Below are 22,987 nucleotides of genomic sequence, written 5' to 3' on the forward strand. Positions count from 1 at the left end.
CGACCTCAAGCGCATCGCCCAGAGCATGAACGGCACCGCCCTTGTCGACCTGCGCAACATCTACCCCGCAGAAGAGGCCGCCGCCGCTGGCTTCACCCTCTCACGCGTCGGCGGAAAGGGCGATTGAATCCAATAAAACAACATGCAGGGCGTCATAGTGACGCCCTGCCTCGCCCGCGTCACTGGCTGATCGCGGCGTTGATCCTGTTTCTGATGGGGATATTCGTTCCCCTCTTCGCCGCCTTCATCTGACAGGTCGGCAATCCGCTCACGCCATGACGGGAGCGTCGGCGCTTTCGCCTTATGCCTTAATCTTCCAGCCGCGCTTGAGCAGCATATAACAGAGGCCGCCCAGCACCAGATTGAGGCCCAGCAGCACGCTGCTGCCCACCACCACATTCACATCCGCCGCCGCGACGAACCCATAGCGGAAGCCGGAAATGATGTAGAAAAAGGGGTTGGCATGGCTGATTGCCTGGAACAGCGGCGGCAGACGATCGATCGAATAGAAAGTGCCCGACAGCAGGGCCAGCGGGCCGATCACGAAATTGGTGATCGCCGCGCCATGATCGAATTTTTCCGCCCAGATCGACGTCAACACGCCGAGGAAAGCGATGAAGCTGGTGCCGAGCAGGCCGAACCAGACGACCGCCCACAGATGCGCCGGGGTGACATGCACGCCCGGCCACAGCGCCATGGCAAGCCAGAGCGCGCAGCCGACGAAGACCGCGCGCGTCACCGACGATGCGACCAGCGCAAACAACAGTTCACCTACAGCAATAGGCGGCATCAGATAATCGACCAGCGTGCCCTGTACCTTGCCCACCATCAGCGCGAAGCTCGCATTGGCAAAACAGGCATTGATCATGCCCATGATGATGAGGCCCGGCGCGATGAAGTCGGCGAAAGGCACCGCCTCCCCACGCAGCGTCACCGTCCGCCCGCTGCCGCCCAGCGCGACGATGAAGATGATGAGGAACATCAGCGTCGTAATCGCCGGCGCCCACACTGTCTGAAGCTGCACCTTCATGAAGCGGCGCACTTCCTTGGCATAGAGCGCCCAGGTGCCAGCCCAGTTGATGTTGCGGATCTGCGCCACACCCGGTTCGGCGAATGGCGGCGGCACCGCAGGAGCGGCATGAATTTTTGGCTGGTCGTTCATGGTCGGATCGACTATCGGCTGGTCCGTTATGCTGCAAGGGGGAAGGTTCAAGGATTTGAACCTGCGCGGCGTGCTTCCCATATAGGAAGCCAGACGAGATTTGTGAGGAGTTTTTCATTGTCCTGGACCGACGAGCGTATCGACCAGCTCAAAGGGATGTGGGAGCGCGGCCTGACCGCCAGCCAGATCGCCGACGAACTGGGCGGGGTCAGCCGTAATGCGGTGATCGGCAAGGCCCATCGCCTGGGCCTGCAATCCCGCCCTTCGCCGGTGAAAGCGAACGAGACGCCCAAGAAGGCGGCTACCCCTGCGTCGCGCAAGCCTGCACCGACACCGGAAGTGGAGGCGCCTCGCGCCGCCACGCCGACGACAGTTGCGCCGGTCACTCCGGTGCGCGCGCCCGCTGCTCCGCCGGCCGCCCCTGCGGCTCCAGCGCCCACGCCGGCCGCTGTTTCTGGCGACGACGCGCCGGCGCCCGCGCCGCAGCCGCGCATTATCTCGGTCGGTCCCGGCGGCTTCCTGCGCCAGGGTCCGGGCGATCAGCAGGCGCCAATCCCGCCCGCGCCGCCGCGCCGTCTGGTGCCGGCCAAGCCCAGCGCCGAGATTGCCGACAAGACGAGCCTGCTCGATCTGACCGAGCGGATTTGCAAATGGCCGATGGGTCATCCGGGCGAACCGGACTTCCATTTCTGCGGCGAAGCGGTGAACCCCGGCTTCCCCTATTGCGTCGAACATTGCGGCCGCGCTTATCAGGCGCAATTGCCGCGCGGTACGCGCCGCCCCCCCCCGCCGCTGCCCTTTGGCGGTCCACGGGTGCGCTGACCGCTTCGAACGGATAGTAAAAAGGCCCGGCTTCCTTCTGGAAACCGGGCCTTTTTTTGCTTCGTGATCAGAAGCGGAAGCTGGTCGTCACCATCACGCTTTGCGTGTCGAACTTGTCGCCACGATTGATGCTGGCACCGCCGGACGGCGTGATGCGGAACGGGTTGGTCGCGGGCGCCGTGCCCGCCCCCACATCGACGCGATAATCGCCGACATTATAACGGGTCCACAGATAGCGGGCGCCAATCGAGAAATTGTTCGATACTTTGGCCTCTATGCCGCCGCCCATGGTATAGCCCCAACCATCTTCCTTCCGATCGACCTCGGTGAAGCTGTTGGCACCATTGCTGGTGGCGAAGCTGTTCTTCACCTTCGCATAGGCCAAGCCGCCGGTGATATAGGGCATGATGCCGCTGTTTGTAGTGTAGCCAAGACGCGCCCGCAGATTGGCGTTATAGTCAATCCGCCGGGTCATGGTGTAAAAAGCCGGCGTGGTCGAATATTCGGTCACGCTGTCGCTGATATAGGCCTTGCCCGCTTCCGCAACGACACCTGCGACGATATTGCCGAACTGCCGGTCGTAACCAACATGACCCATCCAGCCGATCGCATCCTTGTCACCATTGCAGCCGCTGGCCGGGGTCGCCCCGCGCGACGCGCCGCCGCAGGTACCCGGCGAGAAGGCATTAGCGCCAGTTGAAGTGCGGATTACATCCTCATAATTACCATCGGCGTCGGCATCGAAGCGCAGATGTTCGCCACCATCCTTTTTCTGCCAATTATAGCCGAAGGAACCGCCGATATAGGGACCGGTCCAGTCTGCGGGAGTGCTGTCCTGCGCTGCGGCCGGCATCGCCAGGACGAGCGCCAGGGTGGCGCCAAGCGGCGCGATCAGGGTCAACTTCATGGATATTCTCCTCACCTGATGCGGAGAGGTGCACTCCACATTCCCGGCGCCAACGAACCGTTCGCCCACTTTGTTGCAGTGCAATTTGTTACATATGATTGCCACTGTGCTCATTGTGCAACGCTTGCACCCGCCGCCCGTCAGCTTATAGCTTGTCGTATGTCAGAAGACCTGTTCGCCGCCAACACCCCGACCCCGCAACAATATGACGCTTCCACCATCGAGGTGCTGGAAGGGCTGGAGCCGGTACGCCGTCGCCCCGGCATGTATATTGGCGGCACCGACGAGCGGGCGCTGCATCATCTGGCCAGCGAAGTGCTGGACAACAGCATGGACGAAGCGGTTGCCGGACACGCCACGCGGATCGAGGTGACGCTGGAGGTTGGCAACAAGCTGACCATCACCGACAATGGCCGGGGCATTCCGGTTGATCCCCATCCCAAATTTCCCGGAAAATCGGCGCTGGAAGTGATCCTGACCACGCTCCATTCGGGCGGCAAGTTCGAGGGCAAGGCCTATGCGACATCGGGTGGCCTGCACGGCGTAGGCATTTCCGTGGTAAACGCGCTATCCACCGACACGGTGGTCGAGGTGGCGCGGAACAAGGAATTGTTCCGACAGAAATTCTCGCAGGGGCTTCCGGTCACAACACTGGAGAAGGTCGGCGCGGCGCCCAACCGGCGCGGTACTTTGGTCAGCTTCGTGCCTGATACCGAGATTTTCGGCGAACAGAAATTCAAGCCTGCTCGCTTGCATCGGCTGGCCCGGTCAAAGGCCTATCTGTTTGCTGGCGTCGAGATACGCTGGAAATGCGCGCCGGAACTGATCAGCGACGATACGCCTGCCGAGGCCGTGTTCCAGTTTCCCGGCGGATTGGCCGACCATCTGAAGGAACAGGTGGGCGATCGCGATTGTGCGACCAGTGTTTTCTTCTCCGGCAATCAGGATTTTCCGAGCGAAGCCGGCCGCGTCGAATGGGCGGTCGCATGGCCGCTCTGGTCGGACGGCAGCTATAGCTGGTATTGCAACACCATCCCGACGCCCGATGGCGGCACCCATGAGGCGGGCCTGCGCGCCGCGCTGGTGAAGGGCATCCGCGCCTTTGCCGACCTGGTAGGGCAGAAGAAGGGCAAGGATATCACCGCCGACGACATCATGACGTCGTCGGAGATCATGCTGTCCGTCTTCATTCGCGATCCGCAGTTCCAGAGCCAGACCAAAGATCGACTGACCAGTCCGGACGCCGCCCGCCTCGTCGAAAATGCGGTGCGCGATCATTTCGACCATTATCTCACCGACCATATGGATCGGGGCAAGGCGCTGCTAGCCTATGTGCTGGACCGGATGGACGAGCGGCTGAAGCGCAAGCAGGAGAAGGAGGTCAAGCGCAAGACCGCCACGAACAGCCGCAAGCTGCGCCTGCCCGGCAAGCTGACGGATTGTTCGAACGATGATCCGGAAGGGGCTGAAATCTTTCTGGTCGAAGGTGACAGCGCCGGCGGTTCTGCCAAGCAGGCGCGCGACCGCAAGACGCAGGCAATCCTGCCGCTGCGTGGCAAGATCCTCAACGTCGCCTCAGCAAACAATGCTAAGATATTGGCAAATCAGGAAATTGCCGACATGATTCTGGCGCTGGGCTGTGGCACGCGCAAGGACTGCAACCCGGATCATCTCCGTTACGAACGCATCGTCATCATGACCGACGCCGATGTCGACGGGGCGCATATCGCCACGTTGCTGATGACGTTCTTCTTTCAGGAAATGCCGGAACTGGTGCGGCGCGGGCATCTTTATCTGGCGCAGCCGCCGCTTTATCGCCTGGTGGCGGGTGGCAAGAGCCTCTACGCCAAGGACGACGCCCACCGCGAGGAGCTGCTGCGCAAGGAGTTCAAGGGCAAGAAGGTCGATATCAGCCGCTTCAAGGGGTTGGGCGAAATGAACCCGATGCAGTTGCGCGAAACCACGATGGACCCCAAGACGCGCATGCTGATCCGCATCACCCTGCCCGACGATGTTGAGGACCGGCAGCAGGTCCGCGATCTGGTCGACCGGCTTATGGGTACCAATCCGGCGCATCGCTTCGCCTTCATCCAAGAAAACGCGGCCGCGGTGGATGAGGAAGCGATCGACGCATGACCGTGGGCGCCGGACGGATTTGAGTATGCGGCTCTGGTCGATCCTGCTCAGCCTGATCCTGACGGCCCTTCCCATGCAGGCGTCCGCCGACTCCCTCGCCGCTTATCAAAGCCGTGCCGAACAATTGCTGCGCATCCTCGCCGCGCCCGGCGGAGAGAGCGCATTTTTCTCCACCCTCTTCCTCGACGCAGTGCCGGTGGATCGCTGGCGCGCGATCGCAGCGGACCTGCGCGTCCAGCATGGCGAGCCGCTGAGTCTGGGGGCGGTACGGACCGACAGCGCGACCGCCGGACAGGTGGAGATACGCTATGAAAGGGCCACTGTGGGCTTTACCATGGTGGTCGCGCCGCAAGCGCCCAATCTGGTCGTCGGCCTGCATATCGTGGGCGCCCGCACGGCTAATGACAATATGGACAAGGTGATGGCGGAGATCGCCGTCCTGCCCGGCTCGACGGCCTTTGCCGTCGCGCGGCTGGGCAATGACGCGCCCGAACTATTGCACGTTCATCGCGCCGATGCCCAGATGGCGACCGGGTCTAGCTTCAAACTCTACGTCCTCGCCGAACTGGCCCGTGCGACGTCAGCGCGCGAGCGGCGTTGGGGCGACGTCGTGCCGCTGGGGCCGAAAAGCTTTTCCGGGCGGCTGATGGCCTGGCCCGACCACGCACCGATGACGCTACATAGCTTGGCCACGACGATGATCGCCGAAAGCGACAATAGCGCCAGCGACACGCTCCTGACGGCACTGGGGCGGGCGAAAGTCGATGCTGTGCTGGCTGCGAGCGGCCATGCGGAGGTGGACAACGCACTGCCAATCCTGACTACTGCCGAGGCTTTTGCGCTCAAAATGCCAGCCAATGCCGACCTGCGGCAGCGTTATGAAGGGGCTGCCCCGCCCGCGCGCCGGACGCTGCTTCGGGATTCGGCTGCGCGCCTGACGGCCGACAAGGTGGATGTGGGTAGCGTCGCGGAGATCCCCACCGCGATCGACAGCATCGAATGGTTCGCCTCGCCCAGAGACATGATCGGTCTGCTCGACTGGCTGCGTCGTCATGGCGGCGATGCTTTGCCGATCCTGGCGGTCAATCCCGGCATCGCACCGGCCGATGCCAAACGCTGGCGCTATCTGGGCTACAAGGGAGGAAGCGAGCCCGGCGTCATGGCGATGAACATGCTGGCGCAAGGGCAGGACGGCGCTTGGTATGCGGTGAGCGGCAGTTGGAACAACCCTGCTGCGCGGGTGGACGAAGGGCGGTTCGTTGCGCTGATGACGCGGGCGCTCAACCTGCTGGCGGAGTGACAGCGGCCTGCGGCGCGTTCAGCCATAGCAGTGCTTCTTCCATCGTCATGAAGACACGCACCCTGGGATGGACCAAAGTTCTTTCCGCTTGCGCCCGGTTCAATTGACTGCCCACGACGACCGCGGTTCGCCCGCTGGTGAAGGTCATGCCCCCTCGCATGATGTTGGCGAGCAGATCGGCCACGTCATTAGCCTGCACAGGGAAATCGAACGATTCGACGATGACGTTGAAATCATTACGGATGGCGCTGGCCTGACGGGCTTTCGATCCTACTTCCGTTGCAAGAGCGACCACATCGTCCGCCGTCCAGAAACCCGCGACTTTGATGGTCAGCCTGTTGTCGATGCGATCATAATCTACGTGAAACATCAATATCCCGACATGCGGATATGGCCGCGTCCTGTTTGCGACCGGAAACGGCTTACGCCGTCAGCGCTTCCACCAGTGCCTTGACCTTCTTCTGCCGCCATTGGGGCAGCGGAGCGATCAGCCAATAGGCGAGCAGGGTCGGAACGGTGTCACCCACCTGTCGCACGCGGCCTGCCGCCAGATCGGCCTGCGCCAGCAACAGCGGCACGCGCGCGCGGCCGAAACCATTCGCCGCCGCCTCGATCGCCAGACCGCCATCGGCGACGCGGATGATCGCCGGCTTGTCGCCCGACGGGCATCCGGGCCAGTCGATGCGATGGTCGGGACCGCCCGCCGCCGCCTCAACCGTGACATAGGCCGCTTCGCCGATCTTGATGCCCTCATGCTCGCCAGCGCCGTCGCTCAGACGCAGGGCGATGTCCAGATTGGCTTCAGTGAAGTCGAGCGCTTCGTCGGCCGATATCAACTGGAAGGTCAGATCGGTCTGGCTGACGGCATAAGCAGCAAGACGCGGCTGGAGCCATTTGGCGGTGATATCGCGCGGCGCTGCGATGGTCAGCGCGTTGCTCGACTGACCGGCCTGCATGGCGCGTACCGCTTCCTCAAATTCCAGAAAGCCCGCACGCAGGGCATTGAGGCCCGCTTCGGTTTCCGGGGTCAGTTCCAGCCCCTTGGGTGTGCGGCGGAACAGGACGACGCCCAGCATATCCTCCAGCGCACGAATTTGCTGGCCCACGGCCGCCGGGGTCACCGCCAGTTCGTCCGCCGCGCGGGTGAAGGACAGGTGCCGCGCCGCCGCATCCAGCACGCGCAGGCCGTTCAACGGCAAATGGGTCCGCTTCATTCGGCTACCGCCGGCGGCGCGATCAGGGCGAAATGGGGAATGGCGACATCGAACGTCTCACCGCCGACGCCGATCATGCGATAACTGCCCTTCATCGAGCCGGTCGGCGTGTTGAGAGGGCAACCCGATACATAGTCATAGCTTTTCCCTGGCTGCACCACCGGCTGTTCGCCAACCACGCCGTCACCATCCACGACATGCTGCGCGCCGCGCCCGTCAGTGATGATCCAGTGGCGAGTCAGGAGTTGCACCGGCTGGTCGCCCTGATTTTCGATGCGGATATGATAGGCCCAGAACCAGCGGCCCCGATCCGGCTCCGACTGTTCGGGCAGGAAAGTGACCGCCACATGGACGGTAACGTCCCGCGTGGTGGCGTGAAAGGGAAAGAGCGCAAGCACCGTCATGTCTCAGAAATGCGCCCTAACCCCCTCTTTCGTCAACGCCCTATCGTGCGCAGTGCCTGATCGAGGTCGGCGATGACATCGTCCGCATCCTCCAGCCCAACATTGAGGCGCAGCATATCCTCGGTAATGCCGACTTCCAGCCGATCCGCTTCGGCCATGCCGAAGTGCGTGGTCGAAGCCGGATGGGTCATCAGCGAGCGCGAATCGCCAATGTTGTTGCTGATATCGACCAGTTCGAGACCGTTAAGCAGGCCATGCGCCTCCGCCCGGCCACCGCCGACATAGAGGGAGAAGATCGGCCCGGCCGCGTCCATCTGTTGCATCGCCAGGGCGTGCTGCGGATGGCTTTCAAGCCCCGGATAATTGACCTTGGCCACGCGCCCTTCCAGGAATTGCGCGACCTTGAGCGCATTTTCGCTCTGCCGGCGGATGCGCAGGTCCAGCGTTTCCAGCCCCTTGAGCACGACCCAGGCGTTGAAGGCGCTGAGCGTCGGGCCGGTGTTGCGGTGGAAGGGCAGCAGGACATTGTCGATCCAGTCGCGCGTGCCGCAGATGGCACCGGCGAGCACACGGCCCTGCCCGTCCATCATCTTGGTGGCGCTGTAAGCGACGACGTCCGCACCGAATTCCATCGGGCGCTGAAGCGCGGGCGAGGCGAAGGCATTGTCGACGACGGTGGTGATGCCCCGCGCCCTGGCAATGGCGCAAACCGCCGCCAGATCGACGATATCCATGGTCGGATTGGCCGGCGTTTCGAAGAAGAAGACCTTCGTATTGGGGCGCACAGCCGCTTCCCAGGCGGCGGTGTCGCTGCCGTCGATGGTCGTCGTTTCGATGCCGAAGCGCGGCAGCAGCGTGTCGGTCAGCCAGCGGCAGGAACCAAAGGCAGCCTTGGCACCGACGACATGGTCGCCGGCCGACAACTGGCACAACAGCGCAGCGGTCATCGCGGCCATGCCGGTGGCGGTGGCGCGGCATGCCTCAGCCCCTTCCAGCAGGGCGATGCGCTGTTCCAGCATTTCCACAGTAGGGTTCTGGAGTCGCGAATAAGTCATGCCAACCTGCTCGCCGGCGAAGCGCGCGGCGGCATCCTCCGCCCGATCATAGCTGTAGCCGCTGGTCAGGAAGAGCGCTTCGGACGTTTCGCCATATTCGCTGCGGGCCGTACCGCCGCGAATGGCCAGCGTCGCCGGCTTCCAGTTCTTCGTGATTTCCGGGTTCTGACCGCTCTTACGCTTCATATCGCCTTCCGCAATTCTACCCGCGGCGTGGCGCCGCCCAATATCTCGGCCATCTGGCTCATATCGCCATTACCGCCCGAGAGGATAACCGCAACCTTCTTGCCCTGCATTCGTGCCTTTTCCTGCAAGCAGGCGGCCAAAGCCACAGCGCCGGCGCCTTCGGCCAGATTATGCGTGTCCTGCCAATAGATGCGAATCGCCTCTGCCACTTCATCGTCCGTCACGGCAACGAAGCGGTCGGCGCGCGGCCCGAAATAGTCGAGCGCCGCCTGAACCGGGGTGCAGACCGCCACGCCGTCGGCAAAAGTATGGGCGGAGGGCGACGCGATGAGCCGGCCCGCTTCGAAGCTGCGCTTGGCCGCATCGACATGGGCGGAGACGACACCGACCACCTTCGTCTTCAGGCCGAGCGCGTCGCGCGCGGCGATCGTGCCGCACAGGCCCGATCCGCAACCGACCGGAACGTAGACCGTATTGAGGTCGGGTACCGCGTCGAACAGTTCCAGACCATAGCTGGCAACGCCTCGCACCAGTTCGTCATGATAGGCCGGGACCATGAACAGACCCTGCTCCTGCGCCATACGGATCGCTTCTGCCTTGGCGCTGTCGAAATCATGGCCATGTTCGATGAGGGTTGCGCCGAACGCGCGCATCGCCGCGTTCTTTTCCAGCGCATTGCCATGGGGGACGATGATGGTGGCGGACAGGCCGGCGGCGGTGGCGGCCCGGACCTGCGCCTGGCCATGATTGCCACGGGTAGCAGTGATGATGCCGGTGACGTCCGGATGGGTGCGGCGTAGCCAGTCGATATAGGTGATCGCCCCGCGCACCTTGAAGGCACCGGTAGGCGTGTGGTTCTCATGCTTCACCCACAAGTCGCAACCGCTCCGCCGGCCGAGCAGCGGCCAGGCATATTGCGGGGTCGATGGCACCTGAGCATGGACCATGGCAGCAGCGGCGCGAAGGGAAGCGAGGGAGAAATCGGTCATGCCCTGCCCTTATCCCCCAAGTACGGCGTAGGACAGGACCGATAGCGGCGAATTGGACCGTTCAGGCCGCTTGCAGGCTGGGGCCGGTGAAGAGCGGGTGAAGATGCTGCTCTTCCCACTCCATCCGGTCGTAGAGCCCATTCTGGAGGATCAGAACGGCATCCCGGTAACCGCGCCAGTCCTGGCCAATCTGCGCCGGGGTCCAATATTTGATATGATCGCTGTAGCGCAGGAATAAGGCGACTATTGCCCGGCTATGGTCGCGCAGCACGCCGTCCACCTGTGGCGTGAGTCGGCGGCGACGCAGCGCCGTGACCATCGCATCCTCCTGCCCCATATGTTCGCGGAACAGTTGAGAGAAGCGGATGCGACGGCGGGCGACTTCCGGCATGTCATCAGCATTGGCCGCCTGCATGATATGCGCGAAATCCCGCATCGCCACACGCAGGTCGTCATGGTCCTGCGTCAATTCCATGTGCATTTTTGCGTCCCCATTTTCTGATTAAATCGGATTGGGGACGCAAAACTTAAATCTTTCCGCCGCTTATGCGACGAATTGAGTCATCAAAGCACCGCCAGAACGGCGTCGCCCATTTCCACCGTGTTCATCGTGCCACCCAGATCGGGCGAGCGCGCGCCATTAGCCAGTGCTTTCGCCACCGCCGTTTCGATGCGGTCGGCCTGTTCGGGCAGGCTCAGCGAGTAGCGCAGCATCATCGCGGCGGAGAGGATAGTCGCCAGCGGATTGGCCTTGCCCTGACCTGCTATGTCCGGGGCCGAACCGTGGATCGGCTCATACAGGCCCTGCCCGCTCCCGTTCAGCGTGGCGGACGCCAGCATGCCGATGGAGCCGACACACATGCTCGCCTGATCCGAGAGGATGTCGCCGAACAGGTTGCCGGTGACGATGACGTCGAACTGGCCGGGGTTGCGGACCAACTGCATCGCGGCATTGTCCACATACATGTGGGTCAGGGCGACGTCGGGATAGTCGGCCGACACTTCGATCACCACGTCGCGCCACAATTGGCTGGTTTCCAGCACATTGGCCTTGTCCACAGAACAGAGCTTGCCTCGACGGGCGCGGGCGGCCTGAAAACCGGCATGGGCGATGCGGCGCACTTCGGCTTCGTTATACGACATGATGTCATAGCCTTCGCGCAGGCCGTCGGCGGTGGTGCGGAAGCCCTTTTCGCCGAAATAGACGTCGCCATTGGTTTCGCGGACGATCAGCAGGTCGATCGAGCCGGCAACTTCGGGCTTCAAGGCGCTTTCATGCGCCAGTTCGGGGAAGACCTTGGCCGGGCGCAGGTTGGAGAAGAGGCCCAGTTCCTTGCGCAGGCCCAGGATCGCCTGTTCCGGGCGCAGATGGCGTTCCAGCGAGTCGCAGTCGGGATCGCCTACCGCGCCGAACAGGATGGCGTCGGCGCGCTTCGCCGTGTCGAGCGTTTCGGGCGGCAGCGGATGGCCGACCGCCTTATAGGCTGCGCCGCCGACGAGGCCGTCTTCATAGGTGAGGCCGTCGATCGCCAGCGCATCGAGCACGCGCTTGGCCTGCGCGACGATTTCGGGACCGATGCCGTCTCCGGGGAACAGGGCGATCAACATGGCGAGACTCCTTATATTGCGTGGCTGCCCCTTATGGAGACAGGAGGTTTCACGCAACCGCCCTTTTGAGCCGCTCGACCAGTCTTTCCCGCGCAGCCAGCACATCGGCGCGTCGGTCGGTCAACACCGAGCGTTCGAGGAAGAAGCCGGTGAGGCGCAGGCCGTCCACTATCTGCGTCCAGTCGCCCGTCCCGCCTTCCAGCAGAAAGGGCGGCAAGGGCAGCAGGCGGTTTTCATAACCGACCGCCGCCGCCCGGCTGACGGCGGCAGCGCTGCGCGGGCTGACATAAGCAAGGTCTTCCGTGTCGCCTTGCGCCGCGCAACGGGTGAGGTCGAGGCCGAAGCCAAGTTCGGCGAGCAGCAGCAGTTCGTAGCGGACGAGAGCGATGGCCCAGCCGCGCGCCGCCGGGGCTGCCTCCACCGCGCTCAGCACGCCCTCCAGCGCCTGATGCAGAGCCGGATAAGGCGTGCCTTCCGGGAGGGCGGCGGCAGTCAGGGCGCAGCTCCAGTCGATCGCCACGGCGGGGAGCGGTTCGGCCAGCAAGGGCGCGCGACTCTGAACCAGTTCGACGGTCAGGCCCGCCAGTTGATCCTCGGTTCGGGCACGGAAATCGGCCTTCACGATATTGCCGGGCAGCAGTATCGGCCGCATCGTTCTGGACCGCCCGCCGCGGACATAGCCCGGTAGCAATCCGTCGTCCGGCGTCAGCAACCGCGCGATCGCGCCATGTTCGCCATGATGGCGCACGGCGCAGACGATCGCGGTGGTGGTGAGGCTGGGCATGGGTCATGTCTGTACCGTGGGGTACCCCTCTGCGAAAGCGAAAGGCTGGAAATAACGCTTACTACGTCATCCCGGCCCTGAGCCGGGATGACGCTTCTTCTGCATCCTTGCCATTACAACCAATCCTTGTCCCGAAAGGCAGCGGGACCCCGGATCAAGTCCGGGGTGACGAAGAGGAGCTATGGTCATTTTCGATAGACGCTCTTCAGATTCATGAATTCGTGGAGGCCATAGGGGCCGAGTTCGCGGCCGTGGCCGGAGCGCTTCACGCCGCCAAAGGGCGCTTCGGGGGCGGAGGAGAGCATCTGGTTCACGGCGGTCATGCCGGCTTGAACGTCGCGGATGAAGCGTGCTTCTTCCGCCGGGTTGGTGGTCCAGACAGAGGAGCCGAGGCCGAAGGGGATCGCGTTGGCGATGGCGATGGCGTCGTCGATATCCGTTGCCTTGAAGAGCATGGCGATGGGGCCGAAAATCTCCTCTCCCATCAGCGCCGGGTCGGTCGGCACATCGGTCAATATGCCGGCGTTGATATAGGCGCCCGGCCCCGGCAGGGTTTCTCCGCCGATCAGGGTCGCGCCGGCGGCCTTCATCTTCCATATCTGTTCCTGCACGGTGCGGCGCTGTTCCTCGCTGGAGAGCGGCCCCATGTCGGTGGCAGGATCGAAGGGATCGCCCGTCTTCACTGCCGCCATGGCTGTCGCGTAGCGTTCGAGGAAAGCGTCGTAGATATCGGCATGAACGATCATCCGCTTGCCGCAAATGCAGCTTTGGCCCGTATTCTGGATGCGCGCGGTCACGGCCTGCTTCACCGCGGCGTCGAGATCGGCCGAGGGCATGACGATGAAAGGATCGGCCCCGCCCAGTTCCAGCACCACCTTCTTGAGCGCCCGGCCCGCCTGTTCCGCCACGGCGCGGCCGGCCTCCTCGCTGCCGGTCAGCGTCACCGCCGCCACGCGATCGTCGGCGATGATGGCAGCGACCGCGCCGGAGCGGATGGGGAGGTTCTGGAACAGGCCGTCGGGTGCGCCCACCAATTCCATCATCTCCTGCATCAGCGCGCCGACGCCCTGCACATTACTGGCATGTTTGAGCAGGCCGACATTGCCGGCGAGGATGCAGGGCGCGAGGAAGCGGGCGACCTGCCAATAGGGGAAGTTCCATGGCATCACCGCCAAGACCGGGCCAATGGGGAGCCAGACCAGATCGGCCTTCCCGCCCGACGCCAGAGCGATGCTGCCGCCTTCCAGCATCGCCGGGCCTTCCTTGGCATAGTGGCGGAAGGCGGCGACGCATTTGTCGACTTCGGCCAGGGCGGAATTCAGCGTTTTGCCCATTTCCAGCACCGCCATGCGCGCGAGCCGGTCGCGATGGTCATGATAGGCGTCGGCGAGGTCGGACAGGAGCGCGGTGCGTTCCGATATGTCGGTTTCCCGCCAGCTCGCGAAGGTCGCGGTCGCCCGGCCCAGCGCGGCGTCGATCTGTGCTTCGGTCAGTTCGGCATGGGTAGCGATCTCTGCTCCGGTCGCGGGGTTGATGCTTTTCATGATCGGCTCCGGATGGGGTGATTCGGGATGGGAAGGCATATGGGGATACCCTTGCCGGGTCACAACGAAGTCACGGGGCCGAAGTTCACACCGTCACTGGCTACGCAAAAACGCGCAAAAATGGGCGTAATGCGACAGGAACGCGCCAAACAGGTCATGGCCAGGCGCCCGCGACGCACCACCGAGGCGGCAGACGGAACATAGGGACGCGCCGGGCAGGTCACTGTTAGGTGCCAGTTTTGGCGGGAAGGGCTTGGCAGGGAGTGCTGCGGAGCGGGTCATCTGACAGGATAGATCAGAGATTATCCTACATTGGTAGCGGCGTGACGAATGAGAGTATGGTTGATTGCAGACGAAAGCGGATACCGATCCGATTGCATCGGCTCCATGCTCTTGGTTTGTCGCATTTTTTAACCGGCAGCAGATTCCACCTGCCTGGCAAACTCTCGGCCGACGAGGCCCTGTATCATGCCAGTTCTTTCAAATGACGCGACAGGTCTGTCGCTATGTTGATCCATCCCGGATTAAATTTCGCTATTTCATTCCGGGCGATACGGTCTTCGAGTGCGTCGAGGAAAGCATCGATGCGGTCCATAGGCAGGTCACCAAAGTCGGCATAATTATAGTCCCACCACCGAATGTCCTTTATCCGCTTACATAGGTCCGCGTCGAAGCGCATTCGGATGATTTTGGCGGGCGCTCCGCCGACGATGGCGAAATCCGGCACATCCTTTGTAACGACAGCGCCGGCGGCAATGATGGCGCCGTCTCCTATGCGTATGCCATCGCGGAGAAGAACATTCTGGCCAATCCAGACATCGTGGCCGATTTCCACCGGACGCGGCTGTGCCGGAAAGGACGGCAAGTCGACATGTTTTCCAAATTCAGTCCTTGCGAACTCGCTCGCATAAGGCCGAAAGGCACAGACATTCGTCGTGATCCAGTCGGTCGGATGGTTGAGCCCCATCACACGCAGCCCTACTGCGAGACTACAGTAGCGACCGATCTTCGTCGTCAGAGGCAAGCCATGGGAACGGCAATATGAATAAGAACCCATGCTGACAAATTGCTTGCCCGGCATAGTAGAGTAGCGCTCAACGGCTACGTCATTGCGAACGCTGAAACTTTTTCCATATTCATAGACACCTTCAATCTTATAAGGATGAGCCAAAAATATCCTATTGATCCGAAAATAATCTTCGACAACTTTCGAATATACGAATTTTGTTAAAGCCATCGTTCAATACTTGCTCCAAAAACATGTATGATGTTCATTCGTCGCCATGGCCTTATCCTCGGCCCTGAGAATGAACTTTCCCTCTCAAATCTTCACGACATAGCCTTCAAAGCTGCCAAAGCTCTGATGCTGATCGACCCCATCACGATACATTCATTCCATGCTTGCATCGGCGGCGCATGCCAGGTCGGGCGAGCAATGATGATGAAAGCGCCGGTCAGGATAATCCGGATATATGACAGTGGCAGCGACAGAATGTTATCCTGCCGAAAGCATTGCACCATGCTTCCGCGATCAACGGCGCGGGCGACACGATGAGATCGAGAGCATCGGACGTAATAGCGGATATGCTCGTCACCTGGCTTCTGATGGGGCGATAATCATAAGTGATGTCAGCAGAACATGCTCCGTGCAAGCGCCTTTGCGGCAAAGCGGGACGAGGCGGAAAACTTGGTTTGCGACGGACGCTCGATGCTGACGAAAAGCGATATGGGGCTGGTTCGTTGATGGATTTCGCGAGCGGTCAGCCGTGGAAATAATCATAGACCTGTTGCGCCACAGCCTTCGATACCCCCGGCGCCTTGGCGAGGTCGTCCAGCGCCGCATCGCGCACCGCGCGGGCCGTGCCGAAGTGCATCAGCAGCGCTTTCTTGCGCGCGGGGCCGATGCCGGGGACTTCGTCGAGAGAGCTGACGGTGATCGCCTTGCTGCGCTTGGCCCGGTGGGCGCCAATGGCGAAGCGGTGCGCTTCGTCGCGCAGGCGCTGGAGATAGAAGAGGACGGGATGGTTGATCGGGAAGCTGATTTCCCGACCGTCCAGCAGATGGAAGACTTCGCGGCCGTCGCGACCATGATGCGGCCCCTTGGCCACGCCGATCATGGTCACATCCTCTATGCCCATTTCCTCCAGCATCGTGCGTGCGGCCGATAGCTGGCCCTTGCCGCCGTCGATCAGGACCAGGTCGGGCCATTCGCCGCTGTCGCGATCCGGGTCTTCCTTCTGCGCGCGGCCAAAGCGGCGTTCGAACATTTCGCGCATCATCGCGAAATCGTCGTTGCTGATCGCAGGGTCTTTCATGTTGAACTTGCGATAGGCATTCTTGCGGAAGCCCTCCGGCCCGGCGACGACCATCGCGCCCAAGGCGTGGGCGCCCTGAATATGGCTGTTGTCGTAGATTTCGATGCGGTCGGGCACGCCTTCCAGCCCGAACGCCTCGACCATGTCGTCCATGATCCGACCCTGGCTGGTGGTTTCGGCAAGGCGGCGGTCGAGCGCCTCCACCGCGTTGCGCTGCGCCTGTTTGATGAGGCGAGTGCGGTCGCCGCGCTGGGGGACTTCGATGCGGACCTTGCCCCCGGCCCGCTCGGCAAGGGCCAGCGTCATCAACTCACATTCGGCCGGCTCGCGATCGGTGAGGATCAGGCGCGGCGGCGGCACTTCCTCGTAAAATTGCGCCATGAAACTTTCCAGCACCTCCTCCGTCGCGACGTCGGCGGTGTGGACCGGGAAGAAGCTGCGATGACCCCAATTCTGACCGCCGCGAATGAAGAAGGCCTGGATGCACATCGCCCCGCCTTTCTCCGCCAGCGCGAAAATATCGGCGTCGCCCAGCCCTTCGGCATTGATCGCCTGGCTGCCCTGAATGAAAGTCAGGGCCTTCAGTCGGTCGCGGATGACGGCGGCCTGCTCGAAATCCATCGCGTCCGACGCAGCCTGCATGGACGCGCCGAGCTTCTTCTGCACGGCGGTGGATTTGCCGCCGAGGAAATCCTGCGCGTCCTTTACCAGTTCGGCATAGCCGTCCGTGTCGATGCGATCGACGCAGGGGGCCGAGCAGCGCTTGATTTGATAGAGCAGGCAGGGGCGCGAGCGGTTGGAAAAGAAGCTGTCGGTGCAGGATCGCAGCAGGAACAGTTTTTGCAGCGCATTGATGGTGCGCGTGACCGATCCGGCGCTGGCGAAGGGGCCATAATAGCGCCCCTTATATTTGCGCGCGCCGCGATGCTTCTGCACGCGGGGAAAATCATGATCGTCGCGCAGCAGGATGAAGGGGAAGCTTTTGTCGTCGCGCAGCAGGACATTATAGGGCGGGCGGTAGCGCTTGATCAGTTGCGCCTCCAGCAGCAGCGCTTCGGCTTCGCTGTTGGTGGTGACGATGGTCATGCTGCGGGTCTGGGCGACCATGCGCTGGAGCCGTTTGGGCAGGCGATCGACCTGGGTGTAATTGGCGACGCGGTTTTTCAGCGCGCGAGCCTTGCCCACATAAAGCACGTCGCCGCGCGCATCATGCATCCGGTAGACGCCGGGGCGGGTCGGCAGCGTCTTGAGCGTGGTGCGGATCGCCTCCACCCCGGTGTCGATATCCGGCTGGCTGCCGGTGATGGTGAAACTCGCCTTGTCTTCGTTGAAACGATCGGGGGATTGCGGGCCGGACATGAGCGCAGAGATAGCGTGCGCGCGATGTTTCGCAATGGCTGGGGTTGATCGAAGCAGTTTTCGCCCTATCTATACCGGACCGTACAGAAAGATGCGGCCTTTCCATAATATTCGACCCACCAGCATCAAAGGGACCACCCAATGAGCGTAAAAGCCTATGGCGCTTATGCGGCCGACAAGCCGTTGGAAGCCATCACCATCGAACGCCGCACCGTCGGCATGCATGACGTGCAGATCGCCATCGCCTATTGCGGCGTCTGCCATTCGGACCTGCATCAGGTCCGTTCCGAATGGGACGGGACGCAATATCCGTGCGTTCCCGGCCATGAAATCGTCGGACATGTGACCGCCGTGGGCGACCATGTCAGCAAGTTCAAGGTCGGCGATACGGTCGGCGTCGGCTGCATGGTCGACAGCTGCCAGAGCTGCGCCTCCTGCGACGAGGGGCTGGAGCAATATTGCGAAACCGGCTTTACCGGCACCTATAATGGCAAGACCGAAGATGCCCCCGGCCATACGCTGGGCGGCTATGCGCAGAGCATCGTCGTCAAGGATGATTTCGTCCTGAAGATCAGCCATGCGCCGGAGCAACTGGCGGCGGTCGCGCCGCTGCTGTGCGCGGGCATCACCACATGGTCGCCGCTGCGCCACTGGCAGGCCGGCCTCGGCAAGAAGGTGGGCATCGTCGGCATCGGCGGCCTGGGCCATATGGGTGTGAAGCTGGCCCATGCACTCGGCGCGCATGTGGTGGCGTTCACGACATCCGAGAGCAAGCGGCAGGACGCGCTGGCGCTGGGTGCAGACGAAGTGATCGTGTCGCGCAATGCGGACGAGATGGCGGCGCATGCCGGCAGCTTCGACTTCATCCTGAACACGGTGGCGGCGAGCCATGATCTGGACGCCTTCACCGCGCTGCTTAAGCTGGATGGGACGATGACGCTGGTGGGCGTGCCTGAACATGCGCATCCGTCGCCCAATGTCGCGGCGCTGATCTTCAAGCGCCGGTCGATCGCCGGATCGCTGATCGGCGGCATCGCGGAAACGCAGGAGATGCTCGATTTCTGTGCGGAAAAGGGCATCGTCGCGGAGATCGAGACGATCGCGATGCAGGAGATCGAGACGGCTTATGCGCGGATGCAGAAGAGCGATGTGAAATACCGCTTCGTGATCGACAACGCCACGCTGGCGGGGTGAAGCAAGGAACGGGCGGCTTGAAAGAGCCGCCCTTTTCCCTCCGTTCAAGCTGAGCCTATCGACGACAAGCTCAGGGCGGACGATTTAAATGACTTCCCTTGAACAAAAAAGGGCCGGTGCGACATGCGCACCGGCCCTTTTTTGTTCAGTCCGATCCGATCAGTTGATCGTGCCGAGGCCCGAGATCGCGCTGTCGACCAGTGCCTTGTCCGCCTTGGCATCATGGCCCTGGGCGATCAGGGTGGCGGCAGCGGCGGTCGCTGCGTTCACGGCCTTGGCGCGGATGCCGGCGATAGCAGTGCGTTCGGCAGCGCCAATCTTGTCTTCCGCCATCTTCTGACGACGGGCGACCAGATCTTCTGCATGAACCTTGGCGTCGGCGATCAGCCCTTCGGCTTCATGCTCGGCCGCCTTGCGCATGGCGTCGGCTTCACCGGCCGCAGCGGCCAGCTTGGCTTCATATTCGCCCTTGAGCGCTTCGGCTTCGGCGCGCAGCTTCGACGCTTCGGCCAACTGTGCCTTGATCTGGGCGATCCGGCCGTCCAGCGCGCCACCGATCAGGGCGGGCACCTTCTTGACCAGCAGGATGATGATGAACGCGGCCATCGCCAGGCTGACCCAGGCCGTCGCGTCCATGCCGACCGCCTTGGGATCGGTATGCGGTTCGACGCCTTCATGCGCGACGGTGCCGACCGGTTCCATGCCTTCGCTGTGAATTGCCTGGTTCAAGTGGGGAACCTCCGCTGCGCTATGGGATGCTGCCTCAGCCATGGGCCAGTGCTGCCTTTACTGCGTTGCGGGCTGCGTCGTCCGACGCGTCCACGCCGGAAATGCGAGCCACCATGTCGCGCGCCGCATCGGCGGCAACGGTTTCGATTTCTGCCATCGCGGCGTCGCTGGCACCCTTGATACGGGCTTCGGCGGCGGCGATTTTCGTCGCGACCTCTGCATCGGCAGCGGCGAGACGGACTTCGGAAGCCTTGGCGGCTTCGCTCTTGGCCTTGGCCAGCGTCGCCTGGGCGGCGGCGCGGTTTGCGGCGTCGCGAGTGCGGTAATCCGCTTCCGCTTCGTCGGCGCGGGCGAAGGCGGCCTTGGCCGCGTCCAGATCACCGCTGATCTTCGCGTCGCGCGCGTCCGCCGTGCCCTGCACCTTGGGCACCATGCCAAGGCCGATGACGAAGAAGACGAGGCCGAAGGTCAGCAGCAACCAGAAGATCTGGCTGGAGTAGGTATCGGCGATTTGCGCGATTTGAGGCATTTTACGGTCCGTCCGGTCAGAGGGCGGTCAATAAGGGAAGCGGGCAGGATATGGCACGAAGCCGCCCTGCCCGCTCCTAATTTCGTGTGTTAGGCCACGAACACCAGGATCATGGCGATAACGAACGCCAGCAGACCCAGAAGTTCCGCCGCGGCGAAACCGATGAACAGACGACCCTGCTGGCCATCAGCAGCGCCCGGATTGCGCAGCGCGCCTTCGAGGAATGCGCTGAACACGTTGCCCACACCGAGGGCAGCGATGCCCGCACCGATTGCGGCCAGGCCAGCACCGAGCAGCTTTGCGGCTTCTGCGTCCATGTCGTAAACTCCCTTGTCAGATCAGATAAAAGTTGAGGAAAATCTCAGGTGAAACTTAGTGCAGGTTTTCGGCATCGTTCAGATAGACCGAGGTCAGCAGCGCGAACACATAAGCCTGGATGACCGCGACCAGCATTTCCAGCGCGCTGATGCCGATCATCAGGATGAAGCTGGCGGTGCCGACGGTCAGACCCAGCGCCGGCGAGGCGTTGGCGCTGTTGATGACGAAACCCGCCAGAACCTTCAGCAGCACGTGGCCAGCGGTCATCGCGACGAACAGTCGCAGGCCAAGGCTGAACGGACGCACCATGAAGGAGACGAGTTCGATGAAGAAGAGCGGCACCACCATCGCGATCGGCGTGCCATGCGGCACGAACAGCGAGAAGAAGTGGAAGCCATGCTTCCAGAAACCAACGATCAGCACGATCGAGAAGCTCATGATCGCCAGCACGCCGGTTGCGGTGAAGTGGCTGGTGAAGGTGAAGGGGTGCATCCCGATCAGGCCCAGCGGCAGCAGGCCCAGAAGGTTCGCCAGCAGAATGAACATGAAGAGCGAGAAGACATACGGGATGTACTTCCGGCCCTTGTCGCCGATATTGGCGATCAACAGGTTCTTGATGAAGCCGGTCATATATTCGACCGCCATCTGCCAACGACCGGGGACCAGTTCACGCTTCATGCCGCCGATCACGAAGATCCAGAGCACCACAGCGGCGAGCACCATATAGAGCGCGCTGTTGGTGAAGGCGATGTTGAAGCCGCCCAGCGACCAGTGATCCGTACCGAACAGGGGTTCGATAGCGAACTGGTGCATCGGATCGATCTTGCCGGATTCTGCCACGTTGACCCCTGTAACGCTTAATGTCTTCGGACTAGGAGCGAAGCTGCCTTATTGTTCGGGCGGCTTCGTCGTCGTCAATCTGATGATATTCCTGAAGGCCGCCACGATCCCAAGACCGAGGAAAACCAGCAGAAGCCAGGGTGTTGTGTTGAATAGCCGGTCAAGAACCCAACCAATCAACGCACCACCGACAAGACCCCCGATCAGTTCCGCCAGCACCCGGTTGCCGAGCCGCGAACCATCGTCCGCTGCCTGTTCCGTGGCGCCTTGCCTGACCTTCTCGACATGCTCGGCCTGCGCGATCCGCTCCTCCAAGGAAGCGATCCGCGAGTCCTCGCCCGCCTGGTCCTGTCCGGGTGTGTCCGCTGCCATACATCGTCTCCATCAGGCTTTACAGCCCGTGGCGTTCGGCATGGCGCTTGCGGCTGCACCCGTCAAGGCGAGGCCCCTCTAGGAAGGCATGGATGAAGTGTCAACCCCGACAAAAGCGGCTAAAATCGGCCTTTCGGACAATAAGGGTTCACGGGGTTGCGCTGGCGTAATTTCCTATTTAGCTAAATAGGAATGGACAAGATCTTCAAGGCGCTGGCATCCGAACCGCGCCGCCGCATCCTGGAATATCTGGCGGTCGAGCCGATGACGGTGGGCGAGATTGCCGACAATTTCGAGATGGCGATGCCCTCCATTTCCAAGCATCTGGCGGTGCTGAAAGAGGCCGGCGTGGTGCGGGAGCAGAAGCGCGGGCAATATGTGCTCTATACGCTGGTGGTCGAGGCGCTGACGGGGCAGTTGTACGGGTTTCTCGCGCCTTATTGTGGGGAAGCGCGAAGGATCGTGGAGGCGCGACCGAAGCGAAGGGGGCGGGATTGAGGAGAAGATGAGTGCGTCTTCTTCGTCATGCCGGACGTGATCCGGCATCCCGCTATTTATGCACCGTCGAAGAAGAAGTGGGATCCCGGCTCAAGGCCGGGATGACGTTGGGGTAAGAGCCGGTGTTGGATGCGTAGAGGAATGGCGGCTTAATAGTCTTTGCCTGAAAAAGCGGCTGTTCAATCGTAAGGCTGCTGTGATTTGACAATGCGATATTGGCGGACGGCGCACAGACAAGCTCGCCATGCCCAAATAGCCACCAGCGCCAGCATGGGAGCCAGAACAATTGTGCTTTCAACGATGCCCGGCGTCTCATCAGGATGGAACCAAGCGCTGTAAGCAACTCCAAACATCAACGGGATGAAGGGCACGAGCGATGGCAGCCCATTCAGTCTAGGCCATCCATTCCCTAGATCGCGATCAATCCAGCCTATATAATGCTGCCACATTTCCTATCTCGACGTTCTCTGATCTGCCATAATGGCCGATGCCTATAACGTCTGCAATCAGGATCGGCACAGACCGCTTCCATAGGTAAAAAATGGTCGCCAGCCAGCTTTCCCCGTCATGCCAGCGAAGGCTAGCATCTCATGCAGGCGGGCGCGCCGTTAACAGATAGGGCAAGCTGGCTCGCCTCTTTCTACTACCGCCTGAGACCCCAGCCTTCGCTGGGTTGACGGCTATGGGGCGGGCCAAAAGCGATATCAAATGTCCGCCTTTGA

24 protein-coding genes and 1 pseudogene are annotated in these 22,987 nt (G+C 62.1%); 6 read left to right on the plus strand and 19 right to left on the minus strand.

The window, feature by feature from the left end:
• A pseudogene (locus tag RQH62_RS22045) lies at positions 1–127 on the plus strand (UDP-glucose/GDP-mannose dehydrogenase family protein); the annotation flags it as partial.
• A 174-nt stretch (positions 128–301) separates the two neighbouring features.
• Here the strand turns inward: RQH62_RS22045 and RQH62_RS22050 are convergent.
• A complete protein-coding gene (locus RQH62_RS22050; protein ID WP_311270802.1) occupies positions 302–1,162 on the minus strand; it encodes an ABC transporter permease in 861 nt (286 codons plus the stop codon).
• Between the two features lie 117 nt (positions 1,163–1,279).
• Between RQH62_RS22050 and RQH62_RS22055 the strand changes: the two genes are divergently transcribed.
• Positions 1,280–1,984, plus strand: a complete 705-nt coding sequence (locus RQH62_RS22055; RefSeq protein ID WP_311270803.1) for a GcrA family cell cycle regulator — start codon at positions 1,280–1,282, stop codon at positions 1,982–1,984.
• A gap of 67 nt (positions 1,985–2,051) precedes the next feature.
• Here the strand turns inward: RQH62_RS22055 and RQH62_RS22060 are convergent, their stop codons facing one another.
• Positions 2,052–2,891, minus strand: coding sequence for an outer membrane beta-barrel protein (locus RQH62_RS22060; RefSeq protein ID WP_311270804.1), 840 nt, complete (start codon positions 2,889–2,891; stop codon positions 2,052–2,054).
• A 159-nt stretch (positions 2,892–3,050) separates the two neighbouring features.
• Between RQH62_RS22060 and parE the strand changes: the two genes are divergently transcribed.
• The gene (gene parE / locus RQH62_RS22065; protein WP_311270805.1) at positions 3,051–5,027 is read left to right on the plus strand and encodes a DNA topoisomerase IV subunit B; all 1,977 of its coding nucleotides are present in this window, start codon (positions 3,051–3,053) and stop codon (positions 5,025–5,027) included.
• A gap of 25 nt (positions 5,028–5,052) precedes the next feature.
• The gene (locus RQH62_RS22070; RefSeq protein WP_311270806.1) at positions 5,053–6,327 is read left to right on the plus strand and encodes a serine hydrolase; all 1,275 of its coding nucleotides are present in this window, start codon (positions 5,053–5,055) and stop codon (positions 6,325–6,327) included.
• On the opposite strand, the gene RQH62_RS22075 is transcribed toward RQH62_RS22070, so the two are convergent.
• The 11 genes from RQH62_RS22075 to uvrC all read right to left on the minus strand — a co-directional run bounded on the left by RQH62_RS22075 (position 6,308) and on the right by uvrC (position 17,785).
• On the minus strand, positions 6,308–6,697 hold the full coding sequence (locus RQH62_RS22075; RefSeq protein WP_311270807.1) for a hypothetical protein: 390 nt from the start codon (positions 6,695–6,697) through the stop codon (positions 6,308–6,310). The two genes, RQH62_RS22070 and RQH62_RS22075, sit on opposite strands and share 20 nt — an antisense overlap.
• Positions 6,698–6,749: 52 nt before the next feature.
• Entirely contained in the window at positions 6,750–7,541 is a 792-nt protein-coding gene (locus RQH62_RS22080; protein WP_311270808.1) for a LysR family transcriptional regulator, read from the minus strand.
• Positions 7,538–7,939: a Co2+/Mg2+ efflux protein ApaG gene (gene apaG / locus RQH62_RS22085; protein WP_311270836.1), complete on the minus strand. Its 402-nt coding sequence runs from the start codon at positions 7,937–7,939 to the stop codon at positions 7,538–7,540. The genes RQH62_RS22080 and apaG overlap by 4 nt, the downstream gene beginning before the upstream one ends.
• A gap of 38 nt (positions 7,940–7,977) precedes the next feature.
• Complete coding sequence (gene metZ, locus RQH62_RS22090; RefSeq protein ID WP_311270809.1) at positions 7,978–9,186, minus strand: O-succinylhomoserine sulfhydrylase; 1,209 nt, start codon at positions 9,184–9,186, stop codon at positions 7,978–7,980.
• Complete coding sequence (locus RQH62_RS22095) at positions 9,183–10,175, minus strand: threonine dehydratase (RefSeq protein ID WP_311270810.1); 993 nt, start codon at positions 10,173–10,175, stop codon at positions 9,183–9,185. Before RQH62_RS22095 ends, metZ begins: the two co-directional genes overlap by 4 nt.
• A 61-nt stretch (positions 10,176–10,236) precedes the next feature.
• Positions 10,237–10,656, minus strand: a complete 420-nt coding sequence (locus RQH62_RS22100) for a hypothetical protein (protein ID WP_311270811.1) — start codon at positions 10,654–10,656, stop codon at positions 10,237–10,239.
• Between the two features lie 83 nt (positions 10,657–10,739).
• Positions 10,740–11,783: a 3-isopropylmalate dehydrogenase gene (gene leuB, locus RQH62_RS22105; RefSeq protein ID WP_311270812.1), complete on the minus strand. Its 1,044-nt coding sequence runs from the start codon at positions 11,781–11,783 to the stop codon at positions 10,740–10,742.
• A gap of 49 nt (positions 11,784–11,832) precedes the next feature.
• Positions 11,833–12,567 (minus strand): DNA repair protein RecO, encoded by a 735-nt coding sequence (gene recO / locus RQH62_RS22110; protein WP_311270813.1) that lies wholly within the window; start codon positions 12,565–12,567, stop codon positions 11,833–11,835.
• Positions 12,568–12,752: 185 nt separating this feature from the next.
• Positions 12,753–14,114, minus strand: a complete 1,362-nt coding sequence (locus tag RQH62_RS22115; RefSeq protein WP_311270837.1) for an NAD-dependent succinate-semialdehyde dehydrogenase — start codon at positions 14,112–14,114, stop codon at positions 12,753–12,755.
• 463 nt (positions 14,115–14,577) lie between these two features.
• The gene (locus RQH62_RS22120; RefSeq protein ID WP_311270814.1) at positions 14,578–15,348 is read right to left on the minus strand and encodes a CatB-related O-acetyltransferase; all 771 of its coding nucleotides are present in this window, start codon (positions 15,346–15,348) and stop codon (positions 14,578–14,580) included.
• Positions 15,349–15,871: 523 nt separating this feature from the next.
• Positions 15,872–17,785 carry an excinuclease ABC subunit UvrC gene (gene uvrC / locus RQH62_RS22125; protein ID WP_311270815.1) on the minus strand — a complete coding sequence of 638 codons (1,914 nt, stop codon included), beginning with the start codon at positions 17,783–17,785 and terminating at the stop codon, positions 15,872–15,874.
• Between the two features lie 141 nt (positions 17,786–17,926).
• Between uvrC and RQH62_RS22130 the strand changes: the two genes are divergently transcribed.
• A complete protein-coding gene (locus tag RQH62_RS22130) occupies positions 17,927–18,979 on the plus strand; it encodes an NAD(P)-dependent alcohol dehydrogenase (protein ID WP_311270816.1) in 1,053 nt (350 codons plus the stop codon).
• 159 nt (positions 18,980–19,138) lie between these two features.
• On the opposite strand, the gene RQH62_RS22135 is transcribed toward RQH62_RS22130, so the two are convergent.
• The 5 genes from RQH62_RS22135 to RQH62_RS22155 all read right to left on the minus strand — a co-directional run bounded on the left by RQH62_RS22135 (position 19,139) and on the right by RQH62_RS22155 (position 21,767).
• On the minus strand, positions 19,139–19,750 hold the full coding sequence (locus RQH62_RS22135; RefSeq protein ID WP_311270817.1) for a F0F1 ATP synthase subunit B: 612 nt from the start codon (positions 19,748–19,750) through the stop codon (positions 19,139–19,141).
• Positions 19,743–20,237, minus strand: coding sequence for an ATPase (locus RQH62_RS22140; RefSeq protein WP_311270818.1), 495 nt, complete (start codon positions 20,235–20,237; stop codon positions 19,743–19,745). Before RQH62_RS22140 ends, RQH62_RS22135 begins: the two co-directional genes overlap by 8 nt.
• Positions 20,238–20,326: 89 nt before the next feature.
• On the minus strand, positions 20,327–20,554 hold the full coding sequence (locus tag RQH62_RS22145) for a F0F1 ATP synthase subunit C (RefSeq protein WP_006961951.1): 228 nt from the start codon (positions 20,552–20,554) through the stop codon (positions 20,327–20,329).
• 55 nt (positions 20,555–20,609) lie between these two features.
• Positions 20,610–21,395, minus strand: a complete 786-nt coding sequence (locus RQH62_RS22150) for a F0F1 ATP synthase subunit A (RefSeq protein ID WP_311270819.1) — start codon at positions 21,393–21,395, stop codon at positions 20,610–20,612.
• Positions 21,396–21,443: 48 nt separating this feature from the next.
• The gene (locus RQH62_RS22155; RefSeq protein ID WP_311270820.1) at positions 21,444–21,767 is read right to left on the minus strand and encodes an AtpZ/AtpI family protein; all 324 of its coding nucleotides are present in this window, start codon (positions 21,765–21,767) and stop codon (positions 21,444–21,446) included.
• Positions 21,768–21,959: 192 nt separating this feature from the next.
• Here RQH62_RS22155 and RQH62_RS22160 point away from each other — a divergent pair, with 192 nt between their 5' ends.
• Entirely contained in the window at positions 21,960–22,265 is a 306-nt protein-coding gene (locus tag RQH62_RS22160) for a metalloregulator ArsR/SmtB family transcription factor (protein ID WP_311270821.1), read from the plus strand.
• A gap of 179 nt (positions 22,266–22,444) precedes the next feature.
• Here the strand turns inward: RQH62_RS22160 and RQH62_RS22165 are convergent, their stop codons facing one another.
• A complete protein-coding gene (locus RQH62_RS22165) occupies positions 22,445–22,636 on the minus strand; it encodes a hypothetical protein (protein ID WP_311270822.1) in 192 nt (63 codons plus the stop codon).
• Positions 22,637–22,987: the final 351 nt, after the last annotated feature.

It is taken from the genome of Sphingobium sp. WCS2017Hpa-17, from assembly GCF_031843765.1.
Lineage (GTDB): Bacteria > Pseudomonadota > Alphaproteobacteria > Sphingomonadales > Sphingomonadaceae > Sphingobium.

Bases quoted from the DNA above. Each gene is read 5' to 3' on its own strand.
- RQH62_RS22050 (WP_311270802.1), bottom strand. From the start codon at position 1,162: ATGAACGACCAGCCAAAAATTCATGCCGCTCCTGCGGTGCCGCCGCCA.
- metZ (WP_311270809.1), bottom strand. From the start codon at position 9,186: ATGAAGCGTAAGAGCGGTCAGAACCCGGAAATCACGAAGAACTGGAAG.
- RQH62_RS22140 (WP_311270818.1), bottom strand. From the start codon at position 20,237: ATGCCTCAAATCGCGCAAATCGCCGATACCTACTCCAGCCAGATCTTC.
- RQH62_RS22070 (WP_311270806.1), top strand. From the start codon at position 5,053: ATGCGGCTCTGGTCGATCCTGCTCAGCCTGATCCTGACGGCCCTTCCC.
- RQH62_RS22075 (WP_311270807.1), bottom strand. From the start codon at position 6,697: ATGTTTCACGTAGATTATGATCGCATCGACAACAGGCTGACCATCAAA.
- RQH62_RS22095 (WP_311270810.1), bottom strand. From the start codon at position 10,175: ATGACCGATTTCTCCCTCGCTTCCCTTCGCGCCGCTGCTGCCATGGTC.
- RQH62_RS22145 (WP_006961951.1), bottom strand. From the start codon at position 20,554: ATGGACGCAGAAGCCGCAAAGCTGCTCGGTGCTGGCCTGGCCGCAATC.
- RQH62_RS22100 (WP_311270811.1), bottom strand. From the start codon at position 10,656: ATGCACATGGAATTGACGCAGGACCATGACGACCTGCGTGTGGCGATG.
- parE (WP_311270805.1), top strand. From the start codon at position 3,051: ATGTCAGAAGACCTGTTCGCCGCCAACACCCCGACCCCGCAACAATAT.
- uvrC (WP_311270815.1), bottom strand. From the start codon at position 17,785: ATGTCCGGCCCGCAATCCCCCGATCGTTTCAACGAAGACAAGGCGAGT.
- RQH62_RS22080 (WP_311270808.1), bottom strand. From the start codon at position 7,541: ATGAAGCGGACCCATTTGCCGTTGAACGGCCTGCGCGTGCTGGATGCG.
- RQH62_RS22120 (WP_311270814.1), bottom strand. From the start codon at position 15,348: ATGGCTTTAACAAAATTCGTATATTCGAAAGTTGTCGAAGATTATTTT.
- recO (WP_311270813.1), bottom strand. From the start codon at position 12,567: ATGCCCAGCCTCACCACCACCGCGATCGTCTGCGCCGTGCGCCATCAT.
- RQH62_RS22155 (WP_311270820.1), bottom strand. From the start codon at position 21,767: ATGGCAGCGGACACACCCGGACAGGACCAGGCGGGCGAGGACTCGCGG.
- RQH62_RS22135 (WP_311270817.1), bottom strand. From the start codon at position 19,750: ATGGCTGAGGCAGCATCCCATAGCGCAGCGGAGGTTCCCCACTTGAAC.
- leuB (WP_311270812.1), bottom strand. From the start codon at position 11,783: ATGTTGATCGCCCTGTTCCCCGGAGACGGCATCGGTCCCGAAATCGTC.
- RQH62_RS22130 (WP_311270816.1), top strand. From the start codon at position 17,927: ATGAGCGTAAAAGCCTATGGCGCTTATGCGGCCGACAAGCCGTTGGAA.
- RQH62_RS22160 (WP_311270821.1), top strand. From the start codon at position 21,960: ATGGACAAGATCTTCAAGGCGCTGGCATCCGAACCGCGCCGCCGCATC.
- RQH62_RS22060 (WP_311270804.1), bottom strand. From the start codon at position 2,891: ATGAAGTTGACCCTGATCGCGCCGCTTGGCGCCACCCTGGCGCTCGTC.